The 25,900-nt window shown below is 67.2% G+C and carries 20 protein-coding genes; 6 read left to right on the plus strand and 14 right to left on the minus strand.

Annotated elements, in window-relative coordinates; all coding sequences use genetic code 11:
• Positions 1-5: 5 nt before the first annotated feature.
• From JF52_RS0114110 to gatC, 6 genes are read right to left on the minus strand one after another with little or no spacing between them, the layout of a single operon-like run.
• Positions 6-587: a nucleoside/nucleotide kinase family protein gene (locus JF52_RS0114110; protein WP_033107206.1), complete on the minus strand. Its 582-nt coding sequence runs from the start codon at positions 585-587 to the stop codon at positions 6-8.
• Positions 571-891: a hypothetical protein gene (locus tag JF52_RS0114115; RefSeq protein ID WP_033107207.1), complete on the minus strand. Its 321-nt coding sequence runs from the start codon at positions 889-891 to the stop codon at positions 571-573. Before JF52_RS0114115 ends, JF52_RS0114110 begins: the two co-directional genes overlap by 17 nt.
• Before the next feature lie 37 nt (positions 892-928).
• The gene (gene dinB / locus JF52_RS0114120; protein ID WP_033107208.1) at positions 929-2,185 is read right to left on the minus strand and encodes a DNA polymerase IV; all 1,257 of its coding nucleotides are present in this window, start codon (positions 2,183-2,185) and stop codon (positions 929-931) included.
• 46 nt (positions 2,186-2,231) lie between these two features.
• Positions 2,232-3,764 (minus strand): Asp-tRNA(Asn)/Glu-tRNA(Gln) amidotransferase subunit GatB, encoded by a 1,533-nt coding sequence (gatB, locus tag JF52_RS0114125; protein ID WP_033107209.1) that lies wholly within the window; start codon positions 3,762-3,764, stop codon positions 2,232-2,234.
• Positions 3,764-5,317: an Asp-tRNA(Asn)/Glu-tRNA(Gln) amidotransferase subunit GatA gene (gene gatA, locus JF52_RS0114130; RefSeq protein ID WP_052167084.1), complete on the minus strand. Its 1,554-nt coding sequence runs from the start codon at positions 5,315-5,317 to the stop codon at positions 3,764-3,766. Before gatA ends, gatB begins: the two co-directional genes overlap by 1 nt.
• A 14-nt stretch (positions 5,318-5,331) precedes the next feature.
• Entirely contained in the window at positions 5,332-5,631 is a 300-nt protein-coding gene (gene gatC, locus JF52_RS0114135; protein ID WP_033107210.1) for an Asp-tRNA(Asn)/Glu-tRNA(Gln) amidotransferase subunit GatC, read from the minus strand.
• Between the two features lie 72 nt (positions 5,632-5,703).
• Here gatC and JF52_RS0114140 point away from each other — a divergent pair, with 72 nt between their 5' ends.
• Positions 5,704-7,404 (plus strand): long-chain-fatty-acid--CoA ligase, encoded by a 1,701-nt coding sequence (locus JF52_RS0114140; RefSeq protein ID WP_033107211.1) that lies wholly within the window; start codon positions 5,704-5,706, stop codon positions 7,402-7,404.
• Positions 7,405-7,474: 70 nt separating this feature from the next.
• Positions 7,475-9,286, plus strand: a complete 1,812-nt coding sequence (locus JF52_RS0114145; RefSeq protein ID WP_152594909.1) for a DEAD/DEAH box helicase — start codon at positions 7,475-7,477, stop codon at positions 9,284-9,286.
• 162 nt (positions 9,287-9,448) lie between these two features.
• Here the strand turns inward: JF52_RS0114145 and JF52_RS0114150 are convergent, their stop codons facing one another.
• From JF52_RS0114150 to JF52_RS0114160, 3 genes are read right to left on the minus strand one after another with little or no spacing between them, the layout of a single operon-like run.
• A complete protein-coding gene (locus JF52_RS0114150; protein WP_200881030.1) occupies positions 9,449-9,853 on the minus strand; it encodes a PIN domain-containing protein in 405 nt (134 codons plus the stop codon).
• The gene (locus JF52_RS0114155; RefSeq protein WP_033107213.1) at positions 9,841-10,104 is read right to left on the minus strand and encodes a type II toxin-antitoxin system Phd/YefM family antitoxin; all 264 of its coding nucleotides are present in this window, start codon (positions 10,102-10,104) and stop codon (positions 9,841-9,843) included. The genes JF52_RS0114150 and JF52_RS0114155 overlap by 13 nt, the downstream gene beginning before the upstream one ends.
• Before the next feature lie 38 nt (positions 10,105-10,142).
• Complete coding sequence (locus JF52_RS0114160) at positions 10,143-10,640, minus strand: DUF4262 domain-containing protein (RefSeq protein WP_033107214.1); 498 nt, start codon at positions 10,638-10,640, stop codon at positions 10,143-10,145.
• A gap of 88 nt (positions 10,641-10,728) precedes the next feature.
• On the opposite strand from JF52_RS0114160, the gene JF52_RS0114165 reads away from it, so the two are divergent.
• On the plus strand, positions 10,729-11,004 hold the full coding sequence (locus JF52_RS0114165) for an acylphosphatase (RefSeq protein WP_033107215.1): 276 nt from the start codon (positions 10,729-10,731) through the stop codon (positions 11,002-11,004).
• A gap of 66 nt (positions 11,005-11,070) precedes the next feature.
• On the opposite strand, the gene ligA is transcribed toward JF52_RS0114165, so the two are convergent.
• From ligA to JF52_RS0114180, 3 genes are all read right to left on the minus strand, one after another.
• Positions 11,071-13,440, minus strand: a complete 2,370-nt coding sequence (gene ligA / locus JF52_RS0114170) for an NAD-dependent DNA ligase LigA (protein ID WP_033107216.1) — start codon at positions 13,438-13,440, stop codon at positions 11,071-11,073.
• Between the two features lie 699 nt (positions 13,441-14,139).
• On the minus strand, positions 14,140-15,237 hold the full coding sequence (gene mnmA, locus JF52_RS0114175; protein WP_084595868.1) for a tRNA 2-thiouridine(34) synthase MnmA: 1,098 nt from the start codon (positions 15,235-15,237) through the stop codon (positions 14,140-14,142).
• A gap of 34 nt (positions 15,238-15,271) precedes the next feature.
• Positions 15,272-16,456, minus strand: a complete 1,185-nt coding sequence (locus JF52_RS0114180; RefSeq protein WP_033107218.1) for a cysteine desulfurase family protein — start codon at positions 16,454-16,456, stop codon at positions 15,272-15,274.
• A 92-nt stretch (positions 16,457-16,548) separates the two neighbouring features.
• Between JF52_RS0114180 and glgX the strand changes: the two genes are divergently transcribed.
• The 3 genes from glgX to glgB all read left to right on the plus strand — a co-directional run bounded on the left by glgX (position 16,549) and on the right by glgB (position 22,991).
• The gene (gene glgX / locus JF52_RS0114185) at positions 16,549-18,618 is read left to right on the plus strand and encodes a glycogen debranching protein GlgX (protein WP_033107219.1); all 2,070 of its coding nucleotides are present in this window, start codon (positions 16,549-16,551) and stop codon (positions 18,616-18,618) included.
• Positions 18,619-18,831: 213 nt separating this feature from the next.
• Positions 18,832-20,796 (plus strand): maltotransferase domain-containing protein, encoded by a 1,965-nt coding sequence (locus tag JF52_RS0114190; protein WP_052167085.1) that lies wholly within the window; start codon positions 18,832-18,834, stop codon positions 20,794-20,796.
• Complete coding sequence (gene glgB, locus JF52_RS0114195) at positions 20,793-22,991, plus strand: 1,4-alpha-glucan branching protein GlgB (RefSeq protein ID WP_033107220.1); 2,199 nt, start codon at positions 20,793-20,795, stop codon at positions 22,989-22,991. Before JF52_RS0114190 ends, glgB begins: the two co-directional genes overlap by 4 nt.
• Here glgB and JF52_RS0114200 read toward each other — a convergent pair.
• Both JF52_RS0114200 and JF52_RS0114205 read right to left on the minus strand, forming a co-directional pair.
• Positions 22,974-23,933: a tetratricopeptide repeat protein gene (locus JF52_RS0114200; RefSeq protein WP_033107221.1), complete on the minus strand. Its 960-nt coding sequence runs from the start codon at positions 23,931-23,933 to the stop codon at positions 22,974-22,976. The two genes, glgB and JF52_RS0114200, sit on opposite strands and share 18 nt — an antisense overlap.
• On the minus strand, positions 23,930-25,810 hold the full coding sequence (locus JF52_RS0114205) for a hypothetical protein (protein WP_052167055.1): 1,881 nt from the start codon (positions 25,808-25,810) through the stop codon (positions 23,930-23,932). The genes JF52_RS0114200 and JF52_RS0114205 overlap by 4 nt, the downstream gene beginning before the upstream one ends.
• Between the last annotated feature and the right edge of the window lie 90 nt (positions 25,811-25,900).

The following is a 25,900-nucleotide window of genomic DNA, read 5'->3' on the forward strand; positions in this document are numbered from 1 at the left end:
GCCGGTTAAGGGACTGCGACACGCAACGTCGCAAGCGCACGCGGATCGTCGCGCTCCAGATGCCGCTCCTCCTGTGCAGCCCAGCCGTCCCAGTGCGGACGGAACCCTTCTCCGTCTCGGTCGAGCGCGCGTCGCTTGCGCGCAGCATCCGGAGACTCCACCCACACGCCGACGTCGGCGAGGCGTGCGGTCGCCGGGTTCACCGCGCCGCAGCCTTCGAGGATGACTCCGAGGGCAGGCGTCACCGCGTGTGCTTCGGCGTCGGTCTCCGATTCCCAGTCCCAGCGGCGCCACGTGCTGAGCAGACCGCGCGCATGCGGGCGCAGGATGTCGTGCAGCGCGCGTTCGACGCCGGCGTCGAGCCCGTCCCATCCGGGATAAAGCGAGTCCAGCGCGATGAGCTGCGGTCGTCCGGCCACGGGCCAATTCGCAGCCACCATGCGTGACAGGGTCGTCTTTCCCGCCCCGGCCCGGCCATCGATCAGGACGACAGGGTTGGATGCTTCGACGGCGACGATCGCGTCGATGATGCTGACAGCCGCGCGCTGAAGAGCCTGCGCGACCGGGTCGTCATTTCTTGAGGGCACGGATCACGCGCGAGAGCGCGCGGCCTGCGACCCACACGAACGGGATCGCCACCGCCAGCAGAGCCACCAGGTTCGGCTCGAAGCGCAGACCCTCTTCACGACGGACGTATACGCCGACCGGAATGGACACCCCACCGCCACCGCCGCCGCCGTTGCCCTCCTGATCCGCGCCGCCGCCGAAGCCCGCCCACGTCAGGGCGACCGGCGTGATGCTCACCCCATCGACATCCTGAGGCTCCCCATAGGCGCTCTTCACGCCGAAAGAGGCGACTTGCTTTCCGAGGTCCAGTGCGATGTTCGGCATGACTCCACGCTAGTCGACAGACGGGCAGCTCGGGAGATCAATCGACGCCGTGATCCTTCGGATGTCGCGCGGCGCCGCGACCGTCGCCGCGCGCCACGTGCCTGGCACGCGTGATCGTGGCGCTGCCGAAACGTGCGCGAGCGTCATCGAGAGCACCTTCGACCTTGCGCCAGTGCTCGTCATCGTCCCACAGCGCGAACGCCGCTCCCCCGGCCGGCCGCAGCTTCTCGGCGCGCACTCCCACCAGCCGCACCGGGTCACGCCGGTCGATCGACTCGTACAGCTTCTGCGCCGCCTCGCCGATCCTCTGCCCGACGGACGTCGGCTCTGCAAGCGTCTGGGACCGGCTCAGGGTGGTGAAGTCGTCGAAGCGGATCTTGATCGCGACGGTAGCGCACTCCCACCCTGCCTTCCGCAGTCGCACCGCGACTCGATCCGCGAGCCTGAGCAGCTCTGCACGGAGGAACTCGCGATCGCTCACATCGATGTCGAACGTCTCCTCGTGGCCGACGCTCTTCTCGACCCGCTCGGTCTCGACCGACCTGGCGTCCTCTCCGCGCGCGAGCTGTGCGATGCGCGCACCCAGCGCCTGACCGACGGCGCGGTCGAGCATGTCCTGCGGCGAATCACGGATGTCGCCGATCGTGCGGATGCCGCGGGCTTCCAGCGCATCCGACGCCTTCGGCCCCACGCCCCACATCGTGCGGACGGAGCGCGGCGCCAGGAAGTCGAGCGTGTCGGCGGCGGCGACGATCAGCATCCCGTCCGGTTTGGAGATGGTCGACGCCATCTTCGCCACGTGCTTCGTCGCAGCGACCCCGACGCTGCAGCTGATGCCGACCTCGGCCTGCACGCGCTCCCTGACCAGTCGCGCGATCTGCCCCGGGCTCCCCCACAGGCGCCTGACGCCCTGCACATCGAGAAACGCCTCGTCGACCGAGAGCGGCTCGACCAGGGGCGTGATCGACTCGAAGACCGCCATCACCTGGCGCGACACCGCCTGGTAGCGGTCGAAGTGCGGCATGACGATCTTGGCGGTCGGGCACAGCCGCATGGCCTGGCCGACCGGCATCGCGGCGCGTACCCCGTATCGTCGCGCCTCGTACGAGGCACTGGAGACCACGGAGCGTCCGTCAGGAGCCCCGATGATGATCGGCAGTCCGCGCAGCGAGGGGTCATCCATCACCTCGACCGCGGCATAGAAGGCATCCATGTCGACGTGCAGGATGCGTGTACCGGTGTCGTCCGCACCGTCAGGAGAGACGAGTCTGCCTCGTCCGTCACCGCGCCCCATGATTCCATTCTCGCGCAGGCCGCGGACATCCGCGCTTCAGCGGCACCTACTGCGCTGCACGCTCCAGGATGAGTTCGCGCACGCGAGCAGCATCCGCCTGGCCCTTCATTGCCTTCATGACGGCGCCGATGACGGCCCCTGCGGCCTGCACCTTGCCGTCCTTGATCTTGGCCATGACGTCGGGCTGCGCGGCGAGAGCATCATCGATCGCGGCGATGAGCGCGCCGTCGTCCGAGACGACGGCCAGTCCTCGACCGTCGACGACCTCCTGCGGTGTACCCTCGCCTGCGATGACGCCTTCGAGCACCTGGCGCGCGAGCTTGTCGGTGAGGGTGCCCTCGTCGATGAGCTTCTGCAATGCGGCGACGTTCTCGGGAGCGATCAGGCCCGCGGCATCCTTGTCCTGCGCGTTCGCGAGGCGGGAGATCTCACCGGTCCACCACTTGCGTGCAGCGGCCGGCGTGGCGCCTGCGGCTATGGTCGCCTCGACCTCGTCGATCAGGTTGCCGTTGCGCACGTCCTGGAACTCCAGGTCGGTGAAGTTCCACTCCGCCTTGAGCCTGCGGCGGCGCGCGACGGGCTGCTCGGGGAGCTCCGCCCGCAGCTCCTCGATCAGGGCGCTGGTCGGCTGCACGGGCAGCAGGTCGGGCTCCGGGAAGTAGCGGTAGTCGTCGGCGTCCGACTTCGGCCGGCCGGGTGAGGTCGTGCCGGTGTCCTCATGCCAGTGACGGGTCTCCTGGATGATCGTGCCGCCGTCGGCGAGGATCTGCGCCTGACGCTGGATCTCGTGACGCACAGCGCGCTCGACCGAGCGCATCGAGTTGACGTTCTTCGTCTCAGTGCGTGTACCGAGCGGCGCCGGCTGCTCACCCTCGGCGACGCGCGGCCGCAGTGAGACGTTCGCGTCGCAGCGCAGGTTGCCGCGTTCGAGGCGCGCCTCGGAGATGCCGAGGCTGCGCACGATGTCGCGGATCGTGGAGACGTACGCCTTCGCGACCTCCGGCGCACGATGTTCGGTGCCGAAGATGATGTCTGTGACGATCTCCACCAGTGGGACGCCGGCGCGGTTGTAGTCGACCAGCGAGTACTCCGCACCCTGGATGCGGCCGGTCGCTCCTCCCATGTGGGTGAGCTTTCCGGCGTCCTCCTCCATGTGGGCGCGCTCGATCGGCACGGTCACGAGAGTGCCGTCCTCGAGCTCGACCACGACGGATCCACGGTAGGCGATCGGCTCGTCGTACTGCGAGATCTGGTAGTTCTTGCCGAGATCCGGGTAGAAGTAGTTCTTCCTGGCGAAGCGGCTGGACTCCGCGATCGAGCAGCCCAGTGCGAGTCCGAGGCTTATCGACGAGCGGATCGCCGTTTCGTTCACGACGGGCATGGCACCGGGAAGGCCCATGTCGACCGGAGCGATGAGCGTGTTCGGCTCGGCGGCGTGATACTTCTCGTTGGCCGGGTTCGGCGCATCGGAGAACATCTTCGTGTTCGTGTTGAGCTCGACGTGCACTTCGAATCCGAGCACCGGCTCGAACAGCTCGAGGGCCTTGTCGAAGTCCATCAGCTTTGCTGCGGCAGCCATCAGCGGGTTCCTCCTGCTGGTTCCTGTGCTTCGACAGGCTCAGCAACCGATCTCAAAGCGGGGGCAAGATTGAGCAGCGGAGCTCCCCAGGAGTCGACGAGTGCGGCCTCCAGGGCAGCTCCGACGCGGTACAGCCGGGCATCTTCATGCGCCGGCGCGAGGAACTGAATGCCGACGGGCATGCCGTCCTCCTCCGCGAGGCCGGACGGGATCGAGATGCCGGGGACGCCGGCGAGGTTCGCCGGGATCGTCGTGACATCGTTCAAGTACATCTGCAGAGGGTCGTCGATCTTCTCGCCGATCTTGAACGCCGTGGTCGGCGCCGACGGCGTCGCGATGACGTCGACCTGCGCGAACGCATCGTCGAAGTCCTTCTGGATGAGCGTGCGCACCTTCTGCGCACTGCCGTAGTAGGCGTCGTAGTAACCCGCCGACAGTGCGTAGGTGCCGAGGATGATGCGGCGCTTGACCTCGTCGCCGAACCCCGCCTCGCGCGTGGCGGACATGACGTCCTCCACCGTGGGGTTTCCGTCGGGAGTGACCCGCAGACCGAAACGCACTGAGTCGAATTTCGCCAGGTTGCTGGATGCTTCGGCCGGGAGGATCAGGTAGTACGCCGCGACGCCGTATTCGAAGTGCGGTGTGGAGATCTCGACGATCTCGGCGCCGTTCGCCTCGAGCAGGTCGAGCGATGCACGGAAGGATGCTGCGACTCCGGGCTGGAAGCCCGAATCGGGCAGCTCCTTGATGACGCCGACCTTGAGTCCCTTGAGCACGTCGCCGCGCGCGCCCTCTCGGGCGGCATCCGCGAATGACGGCCACGCGTCGGTGAGCGAGGTGGAGTCCTTCGGGTCGTGGCCGCCGATGATGTCGTGCAGCAGACCGGAGTCGAGCACCGTGCGCGTGACAGGTCCGACCTGGTCGAGGCTCGAGGCCAGGGCGATCGCGCCGTAGCGGCTCACACCGCCGTAAGTCGGCTTGATTCCGACCGTGCCGGTGACGTGTGCGGGCTGACGGATCGATCCACCGGTGTCGGAGCCGAGGGCGAGCGGCGCTTCAAAGGCGGCGACGGCAGCCGCCGAGCCTCCGCCCGAACCGCCGGGGATCCGGTCGAGATCCCACGGGTTGCGGGTCGGACCGTACGCGGAGTGCTCGGTGGACGAGCCCATCGCGAACTCGTCCATGTTGGTCTTGCCCAGCGGCACGAGGCCGGCAGCGCGCGCACGCGCGACGACGGTGGCGTCGTAGGGCGACATGTAGCCCTCGAGGATCTTCGATCCGCTCGTGGTCGGCTGGTCGGTCGTGACCAGGACGTCCTTGATCGCAAGCGGCACACCGGCGAGCGGATGCAGTCGCTCCCCCGCTGCCCGAGCGTCGTCGACCGCGTCGGCCGCGGCGAGAGCACCGTCGTTCACATGCAGGAACGCGTGCACGTCGCCGTCGACGGCGGCGATCCGGTCGAGATGCGCCTGCGTGGCCTCACGGCTGGAAACCTCGCCGGCGGTGAGCTTGTCCGCGAGCTCCGCGGCTGTCCAGCGGATGATGTCGCTCACTGCTCCTCGCTCCGTCATTGTTCTTCACCAAGGATCGCGGTCACGCGGAAACGGCCGTCCGCGGCATCCGGTGCGTTCTGCAGCACCTGCTCATGGGTCAGCGTCTCGCCGACCACATCGGCACGGAACACGTTCGCGAGCGGAATCGGGTGGCTGGTGGCCGCCACGTCGGACGTCGCCACCTCCGACACCTTCGCGATGTTGTCGACGATGGCGTCGAGCTGGCCCGTGAGCCGCGTCACCTCGTCGTCGTTCAGCTGGATGCGCGCGAGTACGCCGAGATGGCGCACGAGCTCAGGGGTGATTTCAGACACGACATCAGTCTAGTTCGCCGCATCAACTCCCCCGCTCCGTCTGGCGCCGCACTCTCGGAATAGGCTGTCGACATGACGATGTTCGATCCCCCTCGCCCCTGGGTCGCCAGTTACGCCGAGGGCGTTCCGGAAGACCTCCCTGCCGTCGACGGCTCGCTGATCGATATCGTCGCAGCATCCGCGCGCGACTATCCGGATGCTGTCGCCCTGCAGTTCTTCGGGCAGGAGACGACGTACGCCGCCATGCAGAGCGCGATCGATCGCGCGGCCGCCGGGCTGCGCGATCTGGGCGTTCGCGCCGGCGACCCGGTCGCGATCGTGCTCCCGAACTGTCCGCAGCACATCATCGCCTTCTACGCTGTCCTGCGCCTCGGCGCCGTGGTCGTGGAGCACAATCCGCTGTACACGCCGCGAGAGCTGCGCAAGCAGTTCGAGGACCACGGGGCGAAGCACGCCATCGTGTGGAGCAAGGTCGTGGGGACCGTCCAGGAGTTCCCCGCAGACCTCGCCGTCACGTCACTGGTATCGGTGGATGTCACCACTGCGATGCCGCTGCTCACGCGAATCGCTCTGACGCTGCCGATCGCGAAGGCGCGGGAATCACGAGCTGCCCTCACCGAGAAGGTGCGCGGCGCGATCGACTGGAAGCAGATCGTCGGTTCCGCTCCGCTGCCGGCGTCGCACCCGAAGCCGGCCACCGACGACCTTGCGATCATCCAATACACCTCAGGAACGACCGGGACTCCCAAGGGCGCGGCGCTGACCCACCGCAATCTGCTCTCGAACGCGGGGCAGGCCAAGGCCTGGGTGCCGTCGATCCAACGCGGGCACGGATGCGTCGTCTACGCCGTGCTGCCGATGTTCCACGCCTACGGCCTCACTCTGTGTCTGACATTCGCGATGTCGATGGGCGCCCGGCTCGTGCTGTTCCCGAAGTTCGACCCCGACCTGGTGCTCGACGTCGTGAAGAAGCATCCGGCGACCTTCCTGCCACTCGTGCCCCCGATCGCCGAGCGGCTGCTCAAGGCCGCCGAGGCCAGGGGCATCTCGCTCGCCGGCACGGAGGGCGCGATCTCCGGCGCGATGGCGCTGCCGCACGAGCTCGTCGTGCCGTTCGAGGAGGCCACCGGCGGATATCTCGTCGAGGGGTATGGACTCAGCGAGTGCTCGCCCGTGCTGATCGCGAACCCCGTCGCGCAGAACCGCGTGCCGGGAAGCGTCGGGCTGCCGCTCCCCGGCACCGAATGCCGCGTCGTCGATCCCGAGAATCCAGTTCAGGACGTGGAGCCCGGTATGCCCGGCGAGCTCGTCGTCCGCGGACCGCAGGTGTTCGGCGGGTACTACGGCAAGCCTGAGGCGACCGAGGAGTCCTTCGTCGACGGCTGGTATCGCACGGGAGACATCGTGACCATCGATGACGCCGGGTTCGTGCGGATCGTCGATCGCATCAAGGAGCTCATCGTCACCGGCGGCTTCAATGTGGCACCGACCGAGGTCGAGAACGCGCTGCGGCAGCATCCATCCGTGGCGGACGCCGCCGTTGTGGGGCTGCACAGCGACCACTCCGGTGAGGAGGTCGTCGCTGCCGTCGTCCTCGATCCCGGTGCGGAGCTCGATGAGGAGGCGATCAGACAGTTCGCCCGCAGCATCCTGACGGCCTACAAGGTGCCGCGCAGGATCTTCGTCGTGGACGAATTACCGAAGTCTCTGATCGGCAAGGTGCTGCGTCGTCAGGTCAAGGAGAAGCTCGAAACTCTCACGAACGGCGGCTGACGCCGCGTCTTCACAGGCGCGGGGCGACCCGACGCGCTACCTTTAGGTAGTGACCCCTGAAGATGCAGATTTGAACGAGCCCACCGAAGAATCCCCCGCGACCCCCGGATTCGAGGAACTCGGCATCACCGGACCCGTCCTCGCCGCCATCCGCGGCCTCGGGTACGAGACCCCATCGCCCATCCAGGCGGCCACCATCCCGACGCTTCTCGGCGGCCGCGACGTCGTGGGTATGGCACAGACGGGAACGGGCAAGACGGCCGCGTTCGCGCTGCCGGTGCTGGAACGCCTCGACGTCTCGCAGAAGACGCCGCAGGCACTCGTACTGGCGCCGACCCGTGAGCTCGCGCTCCAGGTCTGTGAGGCGTTCGAGTCGTACGCAGCGAAGATGAAGGGCGTGCACGTGCTGCCCGTCTACGGCGGCCAGGGCTATGGTGTGCAGCTTTCCGCGCTGCGCCGCGGCGTGCACGTCATCGTCGGAACCCCCGGTCGTATCATGGACCACCTCGCCAAAGGCACCCTCGACCTCTCGGCGCTGAAGTACCTGGTGCTCGATGAGGCCGACGAGATGCTGAAGATGGGCTTCGCAGAGGATGTCGAGCAGATCCTTGCTCAGACGCCTGCCGAGAAGCAGGTCGCCCTGTTCTCGGCGACCATGCCGCCGCAGATCCGCCGCCTCGCCCAGAAGTACCTGCGCGATGCGGAGGAGATCACGGTCAAGTCGAAGACGGCGTCGAGCACGAACATCACGCAGCGCTACCTCGTCGTCTCGTACCAGCAGAAGGTCGACGCGCTCACGCGCATCCTCGAGGTCGAGAACTTCGACGGCATGATCGTCTTCGTCCGCACGAAGAACGAGACCGAGACCCTCGCCGAGAAGCTGCGTGCGCGTGGCTATTCCGCAGCCGCCATCAACGGCGACGTTGCACAGGTGCAGCGCGAGCGCAGCGTCAACCAGCTCAAGGACGGCAAGCTCGACATCCTCGTCGCCACCGACGTCGCCGCCCGCGGTCTGGACGTGGAGCGCATCAGCCACGTCGTCAACTACGACATCCCCACCGACACCGAGTCGTACACGCACCGCATCGGCCGCACCGGCCGCGCAGGCCGCACTGGCGATGCCATCAGCTTCATCACGCCGCGCGAGCGCTACCTGCTCAAGAGCATCGAGAAGGCAACCCGCCAGGCGCCGACGCAGATGACTCTTCCGAGCACGGACGACGTGAACACCACGCGTCTCGCGCGCTTCGACGACGGCATCACTGCAGCACTTGCAGAGACCAGCCGCATTGAGGCCTTCCGCGACATCGTCGCCCACTACGTGCGAAACCACGATGTGCCGGAGGGCGATGTCGCGGCGGCGCTGGCCGTCGTCGCGCAGGGCAAGACGCCACTGCTGCTCGACCCCGCCAACGATCCGCTCGCAAGGTCGGTCGAGGCGGACAACCGCCCGCGTCGCGACTCCGGCGACCGTGCCGAGCGAGGAACAGGACCACGTACCGAGCGACGCAGTCGCAGCGACTACGCGCCGTACCGCATCGAGGTCGGCCGTCGTCACCGGGTCGAGCCGCGACAGATCGTCGGTGCGCTGGCCAATGAGGGCGGCCTCGGCCGCGATGACTTCGGGGGGATCAAGATCAACCCGGATTTCTCGATCGTCGAGCTGCCCGCGAACCTCAGCCCTTCGGTTCTCGACAAGCTCAAGGACACCCGCATCTCCGGTCGTCTGATCGAGATCAAGGCCGACCGCGGAGCCCCCGGGCGACGCAGCGGTGGCGACGGCGGAGCCCGAGGCGGCTACGAGCGCCGCGACCGCCCCTCGTACAGCGACCGTCCGGCTCGTGACGACAGGCCCGCCCGGAAGCCGCGTCACAAGGACTGAGACCCTTGCCTGGCCCGAGCACTGCTTCGGATGTCAGGAACGAAACGCCGTGGAACTTCTCGTTCACACGGCGTTTCGTGTTTCCGCCGCAAACCGGCGCAGCGCACAAGTGCACGGTCGGGCAAGCATTCGCTGACCGCCGGTACCGCCACGAATCGAGTCTCAGACGCGGATCAGTTCGACTCCCTGGATGCCGATCAACGCATCGAAGTCGGCGTCCTGGGTGACGATCGGCAGCCCGTTCGCGACTCCGATTGCGGCGATCCAGAGGTCATTCACGTTCATTCGGCGACCACGGTCGCGAAGTTCGACGCGCAACCGAGCCCACTGCGCTGCAGCGCGATCGTCGGCTTCGAAGATCTTCATGCGGGTGACGTTCTCCAATGAACGCAGTCGAGTGGCGCGCTCTGCCGGACTCGAAGCGGTGAGTACCCCGGTGCGCAACTCCGCCAAGGTGATGATCGAAGCCGCGAGCTCCGCCGGCAGTGCCTCGGTGTCCAAGGATCGTCCTGACTCGGCAGCGATGAGAACGGATGTATCCAGCAGACCGCTCGTCACCGTTCCCACGGGTCCGCCAAATCATCCGTGGTCTCGTCGATCAGTTCGGCAAGCTCACCACGAAGTCCGCTGTCGGCTTGGAACTCTGACAGGTGCGCGATGAACTCGCGTGCTGGCAACCACCGCCGCTCGTGCGCGATCGGAACAACCTTGGCGACCGGGTGCCCATGCACGGTGATCGTCACGTCTTCGCCGTCTTGCACGCGCCGCAGCACCGCTGCGGTGTTGTTCCGCAGATCCCGCGCTGCAACGTCGACCATGCGGCCAGTGTAGCCCTGTGTAGCAGTTTGTAGCCTTGTCATGCACGAAACTCCCCCGGCCGCGGCTGTACCCACGCGGGAATGGCGTAGCCGTCGTCCCACGGGAAGCGTCCTTGTTCGTCGTCGTACGTGAGCTGGAACGCTGGGACGGAGAATTCATCAGGGCGCCGGTAGAACGAGTTCGCAGCGAACAGGATGTGCGCGGGGTTCGGCAGCACCTCGACCGTCAGACGATGGTTCCAGTCGTCGAACTCGATCGTCTGTCCCGACGTCAGATCGGCGCCGCTACGCACCCGCGCCGACACGTCGTTCAGCACACGCTGCGCAGTCTTCCCGCAGATGCCGAGCACGAGGAGTTCCGGATGGCCCATGCCGAACAGCCCCACGGTGTATGCGAAACACGTCATCCGAAACATCTGCTCGCCGCTCACGGACTGTATGAATACGCCATGCCGCCGAATCACCTGCCCGGTGAACCTGTCTTCCTCCTCACGCCACGCGTCGATCTCTGCCTCCGTCGGCTGCTTATTCGTCATCGTGCCCTCCTCGGCTCTGTGTGCGATCGAGATTAGAACATAGGTACGACAAAGGACGTGACGAGGGAGATCCTGGCATTGTTGAACCATGAGGTCGGTGCGAACGAGCACGCGTGGGCGTGTACAGGGAGTCGGGTACCGGTGGTTCGCACAGGACGCGGCCGCGGCTCACGCCGTCACGGGCTGGGTGCGAAATCGCCGCGACGGGACGGTGGAAGCCGAGTTGCACGGGGCGGATGCTGACGTGCAGGCCGTCCTCGACGCGCTGAAGCAGGGGCCAGCGGGTGCGCAGGTCGACGAAGTGACGGTGACCGACGTGCCGGCGTCGTCGTCAGGAGGATTCGAGATCCGCGCGACCATCTGAGACAGGTCCTTCCGCTCGAAACGGGCTGTGCCACTCCCTGTTTCGTGTGGTCGGTCCTGTTTCAGGTCAGGAGTCCAGCGCGTCGGGCCCTTCGGTGACGAGGATGTGGAACTGCGCAGCATCCAAGATGCGAATGCCGAGTTCCTCTGCCTTTCCGAGCTTGGAGCCCGCGCCGGGACCTGCCGCGACGAAATCGGTCTTCTTCGAGACGCTCGAGGCGGCCTTGCCACCGGCGTTGATGATCGCCTCCTGCGCACCGTCTCGCGTGTATCCGTCGAGAGACCCGGTCGCAACGACCGTGAACCCCTCGAGCACCCCGCCCTCGACCACGGCGGCCCCAGGACCCGGGTGCCCCGGTGTTGCCCACTGCACGCCTGCAGCTGTCCACTGATCGACGATGTCGACGTGCCAGTCGACCTCGAACCAGGCCAGCAGCGAGTCGGCGATGATCCCCCCGACGCCCTCGACGGCGGCGAGCTCCTCACGGGATGCAGCTCGGATCGCATCGAGCGACCCGAACCACTGGGCGAGCGCGCGGGCCGCAACGGGACCGACGTGGCGGATGTTCAGCGACACGAGCAGGCGCCAGAGATCCTTCTTCTTGGCCTTCTCGAGCTCGGCGAGCAGCTTCGTCGCAGCCTCTGACGGCAATGTCTCGCGGTGATTCTTGCGAATTCCGCTTCTACGGCGTTCAGCAGAGTCCAAGCCCTCTGTCCCTGGCGGATACTGCGCTGGGCCGAGTTTCTGGAACGGCGCACGCCGGACAAGTTCGCCCGTTTCGTCATCCACCTTCGGCTCACCGGTTTCCGCGTCTCTGACCACGACAGAAATGGGGACGAGCTCTTCCAGCGTGAGCGAGAAGAGACCGGCCTCGGTGTCCAACGGCGCGACGGCCGGTGCTTCGGCCTGCGTGAGAGCGGCCGCGGTCACCTCGCCGAGAACCTCGATGTCGAGAGCGCCCCTCGAGCCGATGTGCTCGACGCGTCCGCGCACCTGCGCCGGGCAGGAGCGGGCGTTCGGGCACCGCAGATCGATGTCGCCCTCCTTCATGGGGCGCAGCGGTGTGCCGCATTCGGGGCATCCGACCGGCATGACGAACTCGCGCTCCGTGCCGTCGCGCTTGTCGACCACCGGCCCCAGCACCTCGGGGATGACGTCGCCGGCCTTGCGCAGCACGACAGTGTCGCCGATCAGCACCCCCTTGGCCTTCACGACGTCCTTGTTGTGCAGTGTCGCCTGTCTTACGACCGAGCCGGCGACATGCGCTGGCGCCATGACGGCGAACGGCGTCGCGCGCCCTGTGCGTCCGACGGAGACGACGATGTCGAGGAGCTTCGTCTGCACCTCCTCCGGCGGGTACTTGTAGGCGATAGCCCATCGCGGGGCGCGGCTGGTCATGCCCAGCTCGTCGTGCAGCGCCAACTCGTCGACCTTGACCACGATGCCGTCGAGTTCGTGCTCGATGTCGTGACGGTGCTCGCCGAAATGCCCGACGAAGGCGATGACCTCGTCGATGTCGTGGCAGACCTTGGAGTGCGGACTCATCGGCAGCCCCCACGAGGCCAGCAGGTCGTAGATCTCGCTCTGCGACGCGACCGGCGGGTTCGGCCATGCACCGATTCCGTGCACGTACAGCGACAGCGAGTTCACCCGCAGCAGCCCGGCTTCGAGCTCGAGTCCGCTCTTCTTGTCGATCTGCTGCCGCAGGCCACCGCTCGCGGCGTTGCGTGGGTTGGCGAACGCGGGAAAGCGCCGCGCGGCGGCCGCCCGTGCCTTCTCGTCCTCGAACGGCTTCTTGGTGCCGCCTCGTGCGTCCCACCGCGACAGCGTGTCGGCGTACGCGCGGTCGCGGAACGACGCCTGCGCGGCGTTGAGCCGTTCGAACGCCGCGACCGGGATGAACACCTCGCCGCGCACCTCCACGATCGGCGGATGGCCCTCACCGGTCAGCTTCTCGGGGATGTCGGCGAGACGCAGAGCGTTCTCTGTGACGATCTCACCCACGCGCCCGTCACCGCGCGTCGCCGCCGAGGTCAGGATGCCGTTCTCATAGCGCAGGTTGATCGCCAGACCGTCGATCTTGAGCTCGGTGAGCCACGCGACCTCGCGCCCGGACGACGACTGCGTCTTCGCCGCCCACTCGCGCAGCTCATCGATCGAGAAGACGTTGTCGAGGCTCAGCATCCGCTCGGCATGCTCGATCGTGGCGAGGCCCGTCGCCTCGGCGGCTCCGACCATCTGGGTCGGCGAATCCTGCCCCTGCAGCTCGGGATGCAGTCGCTCGAGCTCTTCGAGCCGGTGCATCCATCCGTCGTAAGTCGCATCATCGACGACCGAGGTGTCGCGTCCGTAGTACGCGTCCTTCGCCTCGAGAATGCGAGTAGTCAGCTCTTCGGCTTCGACGCGGGCGTCTTCCAGCGAGATGTTCTCCGGCACCGTCTCAGTCTATGAGCGGGCGCCGACATCAGAAGCGGCTCGCTCCCCCGTTTCGAGCTGCCCTCGGTCAACGACCCCGATACGCCTCGCTCGGAGAACAGCACTAACTTCGGAGCGAAACGGCCAACCCTGTCCGAAGATGCTGCAGTTCTCCGGGTTTAGCGCGGTTTAGCGCCGGCTCGCGCCCTCCGCCGGCATGCGCTAGCGCTTTCATCAGGTCCACTCCGCACTCTGCATACGCCGAGATGAAGACTGCCGAAAGCGCATTCCACCAGGCCTCTGCCGACAAAGGCTCGCGGGTCACCTCTGGCGTATGCCAGGGAATGCCGCTTTTCGGATTCCGCGCGAGTTCTGCCCTTTCCAGCTGAAGGATCAATCCGACGCCCAGCAAGACCTGCGTTGGCGCGTAGCCGAACGGCGCCGGCCGCGGTTTCGGCTCGCCTGCGGCTCGCTCAACCCGTTTCGTCTCGCTGCGCTCGCTCAACGACCCGCGGGCTACGCTCGCTCAACCACCCGAGAGCTGCGCTCGCTCAACCACCCGAGAGCTGCGCTCGCTCAACCACCCGAGGGCTACGCTCGCTCAACGACCCGAGAGCTACGCGCGCTCAACGACCCGAGGGCTACGCTCGCTCAACGACCCGAGAGCTGCGCTCGCTCAACCACCCGAGAGCTGCGCTCGCTCAACCACCCGAGAGCGGCTCACGCGTCGACCGGAACCGCCGAGACCGTCTTGTCGATCGTGAACTGCCCGAGCACGCGGGTGCCGATGTAGAGCACTGCCGTCTGCCCAGGGGCGACGCCGTCGAGTGGCACCTCCGGCACGACGCGAACCCCGTCGACCGTCACGTGAGCAGCAGCGGGCACCGGTTCGGAGTGCGCGCGGATCTGCACGTGGCACTCGAACTCCGATGTCGTCGGCACAGCGCCCGCCCACGAGTACCGCTCTCCTGAGATCTCACCGATCGCCAGCGCTTCCTTGGGACCGACCACCACGGTGTTCGACACCGGCCGCACCTCGAGCACGAACCGCGGTTTGCCGTCGGCTGCAGGGATTCCGAGCTTCAGTCCCTTGCGCTGTCCGACAGTGAACGCGTGCGCGCCCTCGTGCGAACCGATCACGGTGCCGGAACGGTCCAGGATCTCGCCCTGCTCCGCACCGACCTTCTCGGCCAACCATCCGCGCGTGTCTCCGTCGGGGATGAAGCAGATGTCGTGGCTGTCGGGCTTCTGCGCGACGCTGAGGCCGCGCTCGGCCGCCTCGGCACGCACGAGCGCCTTCGACGGCGTCGAGCCGAGCGGGAAATAGGTGTGCGCGAGCTGCTCGGCGTTGAGCACGCCCAGCACGTACGACTGGTCCTTCGCGTTGTCCGATGCCCGATGCAGCTCGAGCCCCCCCTCGCCCTCGACGAGGGTCGCGTAGTGCCCGGTGCACACGGCATCGAAGCCGAGTTCGATCGCGCGCTCGAGGAGGGCGGCGAACTTGATCTTCTCGTTGCATCGCATGCACGGGTTCGGCGTGCGGCCGGCCCGGTACTCGGAGATGAAGTCATCGATCACGTCGTCGCGGAAGCGCTCGGAGAAGTCCCAGACATAGAACGGGATGCCGAGCTTGTCAGACGCCCTGCGCGCATCCATGGCGTCCTCGATCGTGCAGCACCCTCTGCTGCCGGTGCGCAGCGTGCCGCCGGCCCTGGAGAGCGCGAGATGCACCCCGGTGACGTCGTGTCCTGCCTCGACGGCGCGTGCCGCCGCAACGGCTGAGTCCACGCCACCGCTCATGGCCGCAAGAATTCGCATTGGTACAGTCTACGAGCGTGACGCTTCGGCAGGCTCAGTGAGCGCTCAGTTTTCCGGATGCTCGCGCGTACGCATCGGCGATCGCCCCGAGCACCGCGTCGACCTCGGCGTCGGTCGAGGTGCGCCCGAGCGTGAAGCGCAGAACGCTGCGCGCATCCCGCTCCCCGCGGCCCATCGCCATCACGACGTGTGACGGCTCGGCGACGCCGGCCTGGCAGGCGGAGCCGGTGGATGCCGCGACCCCGGCGACATCGAGCAGGAAGAGCAGGCTCTCTCCCACTGCCCCCGGAAAAAGCATGTGCACGTTGTTCGGGAGACGGTCGACCGGATCGCCGAGAAGTTCTGCCGACGGCACAGCGGTGCGGATGCCGTCGATCAGACGATCACGCAGTGCCGTGAGCCGCGCTCCCTCGGTTTCGCGCTCCGCCTCGGCGAGCTCCAGTGCGACCGCGAAGGCAGCAGCACCTGCGACGTCCTGCGTTCCGGCGCGGAGCCCTCGTTGCTGCGCACCTCCGTGCAGCAGACGGGTGAGCTTGGCCGTACGTGCGACGACGAGCGCGCCGACACCCACCGGGGCGCCGATCTTGTGCCCCGCGACGCTCATCGCGACCAGACCGACGCCCGCGCCGGCATCCGCTCGAAGGTCCCGGAACGACAGCGCCACATGTCCGAAGGCGCCTACTGCGTCCAAGTGCAACGGCACACGAGCCGCCGCCGCCGCGCCCGCGAGAGCGGCGGCATCGTTGATCGTGCCCACTTCGTTGTTCGCGACGAGCGCCGTGGCCAGTGCAGCCCGCTCGTATGCTGCGCCGGCCAAGGCGCGTGCGAACGCATCCGCCTCGATGCGCCCGGCCGCGGTCAGCGGTACCCGACGCAACACGGCGCCTTCGGCCGCAAGAGCACCGGCCGTGTCCATGCTCGCGTGGTGCTCGCCGTCCGGCAGCACGATGATCTCGGCATCCGCCTCCCGCGCATCCCAGAGCCCGCGCAGGGCCGTATTGATCGACTCGGTGCCGCCAGAGGTCAACACGACCTCAATGGGGTCGCACCCCAGCACCGCGGCGATCCGCTCGCGCGACTCTTCGAGCAGCCTGCGGGCATCCTGACCCGCGCCGTGGGTCGATGACGCGTTGCCGACGACTTCCGTGGCATCCAGCCAGGCATCGCGCGCCTCAGGGCGCAGCGGCGTGGTCGCAGCGTGATCGAGATAGAACCTCATCCCTCAACTCTCCCCCATTTCTCGCGACACGGCACATGGAACTGAGTACGCGCTGTCATGAGACTGCAACACATCCCGCCTAATGTGTACTCATGCCCGAGTCCCAAGACTTCACTGCGCCCGGCGGCGCTGCCCTCGACGACCTCGGCGTGCGTCTGCACGACGGCGTCGCGACCCTGCGCGTCTGGTCGCAGAACGCCTCGTCGATAGAACTCGTGATCTTCGACGAGACCGACCTCGACTGGGTCACCGATGAGGTCGACCTCGAGCGTGGCACGGGCGACGTCTGGGAGGTCACCACCGACCTGCTGCAGCCCGGGACCAGGTACGCCGTCCGCGTCGGCGGTCCGCACGGCCCCGGCAACACATTCAATCCCGAGACGCTGCTTCTCGATCCGTATGCCAAGGGCCTTGCCCAGGGCGACGGATACGAGGAATGGCGCTCGGTCGTCATCGTCGACGGCTTCGACTGGGCTGAATCGCGCAAGCCCCGCATCCCGCTCGATCGCACGGTGATCTACGAGGCGCACCTGAAGGGAGTGACCAAGCGTCAGCCGGACGTACCGCCGGCGCTTCACGGCACCTATGCGGGTCTCGCCCACCCGGCGATGATCGAGTACTTCCATTCGCTGGGCATCACCTCGATCGAGCTCCTCCCTGTGCACGCCTTCGTCCCGGAGCCGCGTCTCCTCGAGCGCGGGCTCACGAACTACTGGGGTTACAACACCCTCAACTTCTTCACACCGCACAACGCCTACGCCACGGACGACGCTCGCAAAGAGGGTCCGGAGGCCGTGCTCGCCGAGTTCAAGGGCATGGTCAAGCTGTTGCACGAGGCGGGTCTTGAGGTCATTCTCGATGTCGTCTACAACCACACCTCGGAAGAGGGCATCGGCGGGCCCCGTTCGAGTCTGCGCGGCATCGATAATGCCAACTACTACCGTCAGCAGCCCGACGGCGTCTACATCGACACCACCGGATGCGGCAACACGCTCGACACCTCGAAGGATGCCGCAGCACGGCTCGTGCTGGATTCTCTGCGGTACTGGGCGCAGGAGATGCAGATCGACGGCTTCCGGTTCGATCTCGCGGCTGCTCTCGGCCGCGACGAGAACCACGAGTACACGCCGGAGCATCCGCTTCTCCTCGCCATCCGCGACGATCCGGCCCTGCAGGACGTCAAGCTCATCGCCGAGCCGTGGGATGTCGGTCTCGGCGGCTGGCAGACCGGGAACTTCACCGACGGGTGGCTGGAGTGGAACGACCGCTATCGCGACCGCGTGCGCAATTTCTGGCTCAGTGACATCGACTACGCGCGCCGCGCATCCGCACCTGTGGGCATCGGCGGCTTCGCGACCCGACTGGCCGGATCATCGAACACTTTCAGCGAAGATCGAGGACCTCTCGCGAGCGTGAACTTCATCACCGCGCACGACGGCTTCACCTTGCGTGATCTGGTCACCTACGACGTCAAGCACAATGAGGCCAACGGCGAGGACAACCGCGACGGCGCCGACACGAACCGCTCGTTCAACCACGGCGTCGAGGGCCCCACGACCGACCCCCTGGTCGAGGCCGCACGGCGCAAGGCCATGCGCAACCTTCTCGGCACACTGCTGCTGTCGGCCGGCATCCCGATGCTGACGGCCGGAGATGAGAGCGGACGCACGCAGAGCGGCAACAACAACGCCTATGCCCATGACTCCGACCTCACCTGGCTGAGCTGGGACGACGAGGATTGGCAGAAGGACCTCCGCGCCCATGTCTCGGCGCTCACCAGGCTCCGCCGTGAGAACCCCTCGCTCCGGCCGAGCCGCTATGCGCGTCTCGGCGAGCACACGCCCAATGCCTCGGTCATGGACTGGTACGACCAGAACGGCGAGACGATGGAGCAGGAGCAGTGGACCGATCCGGGCAACCGCACACTGCAGTACGTCGCCGCTTCCACGCCGGTGGACGAGCCGGCCAATCGCATTCTGCTCGTCGTGCACGGCATCGAATCCCCCGTCGAGATCACGCTGCCCGCGCTGGAGGATGCGAGCCGATTCGTGTCGCTGTGGTCGAGCTCCGACGAACATCCCGGAGGCGAATCGGAGACGTTCGCGCCTGGCGATGTGCTCGCGACGCCGGGAACATCGATGCGTCTCTTCCGCGTCGAGTGACGCTGCCCGGACACGGCATGGTGGCGGGTGTCGAGTCTCGTCGCGGCGGGGTACATTCAGGGTGTGGCTGCACGTTCTGGCAATCGTCCCGCGGCGCTTCGAAGCCCCGCACAGATCCCCCTGCGGCCCCGTGCCGCGGATGAACGAGAGGTCACGGTACGCACCGGGGTGAAGGATGCTCCGGCGCACCTCACGCAGACGCTCACCGGGCGCATCCCGCTCGCGGATGCGACCCCGGCCGCGCCGGGTGGGTTCCCTGCCAAGGCCTTCGTCGGCGAAGTGGTGCCTTTCCGGGTCGTCGCGTTCCGCGAGGGCCACGATCGGATCGGCGTGCATGTGCGTCTTACGGCGCCGAACGGCGAGGAGAGTCTGCACCGCCTGGCGGCACTTCACGACGGCACCGACTCCTGGCGCACCGAGATCGCGCTCGATGTGCAGGGACTGTGGCGGTACCGGTTCGAGGCTTTCGCGGACGATCACGCCACCTGGGCCCACGCCGCTGCGGTGAAGATCGCGGCAGAAGTCGACGTGGAGGTGATGGCCGCCCTCGGCCGGGAGCTGTTCACGCGCGCCGCGGGCGAGAAGGCCAGGCCCGCGGCAGAGCGCGCGCGTCTCAGAGCGGTCGCCGCGACGCTCACCGGGGCGGATGCCGCCACCGCACTGTCGGTCGCCACGGATCCAGGCCTCGCCGCGCTGTTCGCCGCCAGGCCGCTCGCCTCGCTCACCTCGGCCTCCGCCGAGCAGACGCTGGTCGTCGAGCGGACCACCGCGGGCGTGGGCGCATGGTACGAGTTCTTCCCTCGCTCGGAGGGAGCGAAGCGCAAGGCCGATGGCACGATCAGGAGCGGCACGTTCCGCACCGCGGCGAAGCGCCTTCCGGGCGTCGCCGCCATGGGCTTCGACGTGCTCTACCTGCCACCGATCCACCCGATCGGCAGAACGCACCGCAAGGGACCGAACAACGCCCTGGATGCCGCGCCCGCAGACCCTGGTTCGCCCTGGGCGATCGGGGCAGCAGAGGGCGGACACGATGCAGTGCATCCGGATCTCGGCACTCCGGCGGACTTCCGATTCTTCGTGCGCGAGGCGCGGAAGGTCGGTCTCGAGGTCGCTCTCGACCTGGCGCTGCAGGCCTCCCCCGATCATCCGTGGGTCACCTCCCACCCCGAGTGGTTCACGACCCTTCCCGACGGGACCATCGCCTACGCCGAGAACCCGCCGAAGAAGTATCAGGACATCTATCCGCTGAACTTCGATGGCGACCCCGACGGGCTCTCGACCGAGGTGCTGCGCATCGTCGAGCACTGGGTGTCGCAGGGCGTGTCGATCTTCCGCGTGGACAACCCGCACACCAAGCCGCTCCGGTTCTGGGAGTGGCTCATCGCTCGCGTGACCGCGGCGCATCCCGACGTCGTGTTCCTCGCAGAGGCGTTCACCCGGCCGGCCCCGCTACGGGGCCTGGCTGCGGCAGGCTTCCAGCAGAGCTACACGTACTTCACGTGGCGCAACACGAAGCGCGAACTCGAGGACTTCCTCACCGGGCTCGCCACTGGGACGGCGGACTTCCTCCGCCCGAACCTGTTCGTGAACACCCCCGATATCCTCACCGAGTATCTGCAGTTCGGCGGTCGGGCCGCGTACCGCATCCGGGCGGCCATCGCCGCGACCGCAGCCCCGACCTACGGTGTGTACGCCGGTTTCGAACTGTACGAGAACGTCGCGCGTCCGGGGTCCGAGGAGAACATCGACAACGAGAAGTACGAGTACAAGCTGCGCGACTTCGCCGCTGCTGAGGCATCCGGCGATTCGCTCGCTCCTTTCCTCCGGCGACTGAATGAGATCCGTGCAGCCCATCCGGCTCTGCGGCAGCTGCGCAACCTCAGGGTGCACTGGAGCGACGACGACAGCATCCTGGTGTACTCCAAGCATCTCGACGCCGCGTTCACCGGCACCGGGTCCTCCGACACGATCATCGTCGTCGTCAACGTCGATCCCCACTCGGTGCGTGAGACCACCGTGCACGTGGACACATCGGCGTGGGGCGTCGACGGCGGTACCGAGTACGAGGTCGAGGATCTCGTCACCGGCGCGGTATGGACCTGGTCCGATCACAACTTCGTCAGACTCGACGCCTTCGTCGAGCCGGTGCACATCCTCAAGGTGAAGGAGCGGTCATGAACTACATCGAGGACGTCGTCGCATCACACGACTGGGAAGCCGTCGCGGCAGGTGCGCATCACGCTCCGCACGACGTGCTCGGGGCGCACCCGATGAAGGACGCGACCGGCCGCACCCGCACCACGATCCGCGTGCGACGTCCGCTGGCGGAGAGAGTGGATGCCGTCTTCAGCGACGACACGCGCCTGACGCTCGTCCATGCCGAGCACGGCATATGGGAGGGGCAGCACGACGGATCACCCGTTCCGTATCGGATCGCCACGGTATACGAAGGCCAGGACGAGCAGGTGGCAGGCGACCCCTACCGCCATCTTCCGACCGTCGGCGACCTCGACCTGCACCTGATCGCCGAAGGCCGCCATGAGCGCCTCTGGGAGGTTCTGGGTGCGAACGTGCATCTGCTCGACGGTGAGATCGGAGTGTCGTTCGCCGTCTGGGCCCCCAATGCCCGGGCCGTCCGGGTGGTGGGCGAGCACAACGGCTGGAGTGGCGAGGGCCACAGCATGCGTTCGATGGGCGTGAGCGGGCTCTGGGAGCTGTTCATCCCGGACCTCAGCCCTGGAGCGCTCTACAAGTACGAGATCCTGACGCGTGACGGTCGCTGGATCCTCAAGGCGGATCCGATGGCGCGCCGCACGCAGGTCCCGCCGCTGACGGCATCGGTCGTCCCGTTCTCCGCGTATTCGTGGCAGGACGGCGCCTGGATGACCCGGCGCGCGGCGACGCATGCCGTCGCACAGCCGATGTCGATCTACGAAGTGCACCTCGGCTCCTGGCGCAACGGACTGGGATACCGTGAGATCGCCGACCCGCTCATCGACCATGTGCTGGAGACCGGGTTCACGCATGTCGAGTTCATGCCGCTCGCCGAGCATCCGTTCGGCGGCTCCTGGGGCTATCAGGTGAGCGGATACTATGCGCCGACAGCGCGCTTCGGGACGCCGGACGACCTGCGCTATCTCGTCGATCGCCTGCACCAGGCCGGCATCGGTGTCATCCTCGACTGGGTGCCTGGCCACTTCCCGAAGGATGACTTCGCACTCGCCCGTTTCGACGGCCTGCCCGTGTACGAGCATCCGGATCCGCGCCGCGGAGAGCATCAGGACTGGGGCACGCTGATCTTCGACTACGGTCGCCCTGAAGTGCGCGGCTTCCTCGTCGCGAACGCGCTGTACTGGTTCGATCAGTTCCACATCGACGGCCTCCGCGTCGACGCAGTCGCCTCGATACTCTACCTCGACTACTCGCGACAGGACGGCGAGTGGGAGCCGAACATCCACGGCGGTCGGGAGAATCTCGAAGCGATCCGCTTCCTTCAGGAGGTCAACGCGACCGCGTACCGGGCCCACCCTGGGATCGTGATGATCGCGGAGGAGTCGACCAGTTTCCCGGGGGTCACCGGTCCCACCGATCACGCGGGGCTCGGGTTCGGGTTCAAGTGGAACATGGGCTGGATGAACGACTCGCTGCAGTACATCGCGCGCGACCCGATGTATCGTGCGCACCACGAGGGCGAGATGACGTTCTCGTTCGTGTACGCCTTCGGCGAGAACTACCTGCTCCCGATCAGCCACGACGAAGTCGTGCACGGCAAGGGCAGTCTGCTGTCGAAGATGCCTGGCGATCACGCGCACAAGCTCTCGAACGTGCGTGCCTATCTCGCGTACATGTGGGGGCACCCTGGCAAGAACCTGCTGTTCATGGGTCAGGAGTTCGGACAGCTCGCGGAGTGGTCCGAGTCCAGGCAGCTGGATTGGTGGCTCCTCGATCAACCGTCGCATGCGCAGCTGCAGCACTTCGTGGCCGAGATGAACGGCGCCTACCGCGCCAGCGCTCCGCTGTGGGAACGAGACGGCGACAGCACGCGCTTCCGTCGCCTCGGCGCACCGTCGTGGGATCCGAACGTGATCGCCTTCGAACGCCGTGACGAACACGGCGGCCGCATCGTGGTGATCAGCAACTTCGCCGGTGTCGAACGCGCCGGACTCCCGCTGCACCTGCCGGTGCAGGGCGTGTGGGACGAGATCCTCAACACGGATGCCGTGGAGTTCGGCGGCTCCGGGATCGGCAACTACGGCCGCATCGCCGCGCATGTCGACGGCGAGCACGGCACTCCGACGACGAAGATCACCCTGCCTGCACTGTCGACGATCTGGCTGCGATACCGCGCGGAGCGACTAGAACAGCAGCGATGAGAGGCGGTTGCGCGCCGCGATCACCCGAGCATCGCCGGTGCCGATGAGCCCGAACAGTTCGACGAGGCGCTCCCGCACCGGGGCGCGCTCGTCGGACGGCAGGGCCGCGAAGAGATCGAGCAGTCTTCCGAACGCGTCGTCCACGTGGCCACCGGAGATATCGAGGTCGGCGACGGCGAACTGCGCCTGCACGTCGAGCGGTGCAGCAGCTGCGGCCGCCCGCGCCTGCTGAAGATCGAGGCCCTGCACGCGATCGAGCAGCCGCACCTGGCCGAGTCCTGCGCGAGCGTCCTCGTCGCGCGGGTTCTCCGCGAGCGCCTTCTCGTAGGCGGTGATGGCCGCCGGGAAGTCACCCGCCTCGATCGCCGCGAACGCCTCCGCGTGCAGAGGCGGCAGCGGAGCCTCTTGCGGCTCCTCCGCGTCATCGGCACCCGGTTCCCCTGAGTCGGCCGCAGCGCCCGCGACTGATCCGGTGACACCGTTCTGGGCGGCCACCTGCAGCAGCTGATCGAACACCTGACGCACCTGCTCCTCGGGAACCGCACCGGTGAACATCGGTACCGGCTGCCCGGCGATCAGGGCGACGACCATCGGAATGGACTGCGCGCGGAAGCTCTGCGCGAGCTGCGGATTCGCATCCACGTCGACTTTGGCGAGCACGACACGTCCGCCGAGCTCCGTGACGACCTTCTCGAGGATCGGGCTGAGCTGCTTGCAGGGCCCGCACCATTCGGCCCACAGGTCGACGACGATCGGCACGGTGCGCGAGAGCTCCATGATCTGGCCGAACGTGGCGTCCGTGACATCGACGATGAATCCGCCCGCGGCTGGAGTCTCGGCGCCCGCCGGTGCCGGCGAGGCGTCGGCGGGAGGCGCCGGTCGGTTGCGCAGGCTCGAGAGGTCGACGGCGCCACGAAGGGCGGCTGGTGAGATGTCGCTCATTGGATCACTTCCACGTTGAGGATGTCTTGACGCACGGCGAGGAGGCGGATCTGCTCCGATGACCCCTGGGCGGGCACCGAGAAGAACAGCTGGAGTCCATATGTGGTCACGACGCCCTTGGCAGCCTCCTCGACCCCAGTGAGCGTCTTCGCTTCGGGGTTCTCCCCGAACTTGATCACCGCGTCCGTCGACGTCGGCGCGATGGTCTCGCTGTCGACCATCGACACGGCCACGATCGCTCCGCTGTCCAGCGTCGCCAAGGCCACGGCGGGCTGGTCGGCCGGCACGATGTCGAACGCTGTGCTCGAGGTCTCGGCGGCGCCGTTGTCCACGAGCGACTGCGTGACGGCCGCGCGGCTCGCCGAGATGGAGTCCGCCAGCGTGATGCTCACCGGATCGAACAGCGAACGGAACTCGCTCTTCTCGCCGCTGTCCACCACATCCGCGAAGGCCGTCGCGAGCTCTTCGGGTGCGAGTGCGAGGAACGCGGATGCGTTCTCCGTGATGAGGCTGGTCCCCAGCCATGCGGGGGCGAGCTCCGGCACCTCGGCAGAAGCCTGCATCTCGGCGACGTTGGCGACCTGGTAGTTCGACCACGGATCGGCCTGCGTCATGGTGAGGATGACCGGTGGCACAGTGTCGTCGCTCTTGCTCTTGCTGAGCGCGAGAACGGTGCGCGGCCACTCGTCCGTCGCCTGAGGCAGGAGCACCTCGATGACATCGGTCGGGATGGTGGCGGGCAGTGCACGGTCGGTGAGCGTCGCACGCAGGGTGTAGTCGGTGCTCCTCGCTGCAAGCGCGGCACCGGCCAGACGAGTGCCGGCGAGGTCGATGTCGAGCGACGCGTCAGCTTCTTCAAGAGTGCCGGCGATGCTCTTGAGGATGCGGGAAGCCTGAGCCTCTGTGACTGCCGGTGGCTTCTGATCCTCCGGTGTGATGACGGTCTGCGTCGGCGACGGCGTCGGCGAAGGATCTGCGAACTGCGGCCACGAGTCGCTGGAGCAGCCGGCGAACAGCAACGCGGCCACTCCGAATGCGGGCAGCACCAGCAGCCTGCGGCGCACGCTGTGCGCACGGCGCTCGCTCTTCGGCGCGCTCTTCTCCTCCGGTGCGCCGTCGGATGCGGGTTCGGCGTCGCCAGTGGCCTCGAGCGACTCGCGAACGGGTGCCGACTCGACGGCGAGGTCGATGGGTTCAGTGGCCGGCATCGGACCTGGCCCCTTGCGGCGCGGACCGCGTCCCCTGCGCTGATGGCGGATCGCCAGCACATACATGACGAGGCCGAACAGCAGCACAGCGCCGCCTGCGGCGATGAGCGGTCCGACCCAGGGCGTGGACCGATCGAGCGGCCAGGAGACGACGACATCCGAGGGTGCGTCCTGGGTTCCGTCCTTCGCGATGAGAACGCTCATGCCCTCCGGCAGCTGCATGTCGGTGATCAGCTGATCGGCCTCGCTGAAGGAATCGAGCCAGAGATCCGACCCCACTGGGTTGCGGCCCTCCGGCTCGGCGGTGTCACCCTCGGCGGCACCGCTCTCGTCCTCCGGTGCGACCTCCGGCTCGACGAGAGTGGAGACGCTCTCGCCGTCGGAGTCGAGTGCGACCGCGTTGTACTCGGCATCCAAGAGCCATGCCTTCAGATCGGCGGTGCGACCATAGGCGACGAAGATGTCGCCCTCGCCGCGGACCAGCAGCGTCTGCTGGCCCGGATTCTCACGGAGCACCGCTCCGTCCACGAGCGTGAAGGGCGCGGGCTCCTCGACACTCAACTCCGTCTGCTGGGCCGATGGACCCATGAAGATGGTTCGCTGAGCGATGCCTGCTCCGATGAGAAGCGTGGCCAGGACGAAGGCCACGACGGCCCATACGAAACGCACGAAAAGTCTCCTTACGTGATCCGGGCGCCTCGCCCAGATCTCCGCTCGACGTTTCAGACTATCGAAACAGGCTGAGTGTTGACTACGAGG

The organism is Microbacterium profundi, assembly GCF_000763375.1.
Taxonomy (GTDB): domain Bacteria; phylum Actinomycetota; class Actinomycetes; order Actinomycetales; family Microbacteriaceae; genus Microbacterium; species Microbacterium profundi.

Coding starts and splice junctions, on each gene's coding strand:
- JF52_RS0114115 (WP_033107207.1), bottom strand. CDS start 891: ATGCCGAACATCGCACTGGACCTCGGAAAGCAAGTCGCCTCTTTCGGC.
- dinB (WP_033107208.1), bottom strand. CDS start 2,185: ATGGGGCGCGGTGACGGACGAGGCAGACTCGTCTCTCCTGACGGTGCG.
- gatB (WP_033107209.1), bottom strand. CDS start 3,764: ATGGCTGCCGCAGCAAAGCTGATGGACTTCGACAAGGCCCTCGAGCTG.
- JF52_RS0114140 (WP_033107211.1), top strand. CDS start 5,704: ATGACGATGTTCGATCCCCCTCGCCCCTGGGTCGCCAGTTACGCCGAG.
- JF52_RS0114155 (WP_033107213.1), bottom strand. CDS start 10,104: ATGGTCGACGTTGCAGCGCGGGATCTGCGGAACAACACCGCAGCGGTG.
- JF52_RS0114160 (WP_033107214.1), bottom strand. CDS start 10,640: ATGACGAATAAGCAGCCGACGGAGGCAGAGATCGACGCGTGGCGTGAG.
- JF52_RS0114165 (WP_033107215.1), top strand. CDS start 10,729: ATGAGGTCGGTGCGAACGAGCACGCGTGGGCGTGTACAGGGAGTCGGG.
- mnmA (WP_084595868.1), bottom strand. CDS start 15,237: ATGCGAATTCTTGCGGCCATGAGCGGTGGCGTGGACTCAGCCGTTGCG.
- JF52_RS0114180 (WP_033107218.1), bottom strand. CDS start 16,456: ATGAGGTTCTATCTCGATCACGCTGCGACCACGCCGCTGCGCCCTGAG.
- glgX (WP_033107219.1), top strand. CDS start 16,549: ATGCCCGAGTCCCAAGACTTCACTGCGCCCGGCGGCGCTGCCCTCGAC.
- glgB (WP_033107220.1), top strand. CDS start 20,793: ATGAACTACATCGAGGACGTCGTCGCATCACACGACTGGGAAGCCGTC.
- JF52_RS0114200 (WP_033107221.1), bottom strand. CDS start 23,933: ATGAGCGACATCTCACCAGCCGCCCTTCGTGGCGCCGTCGACCTCTCG.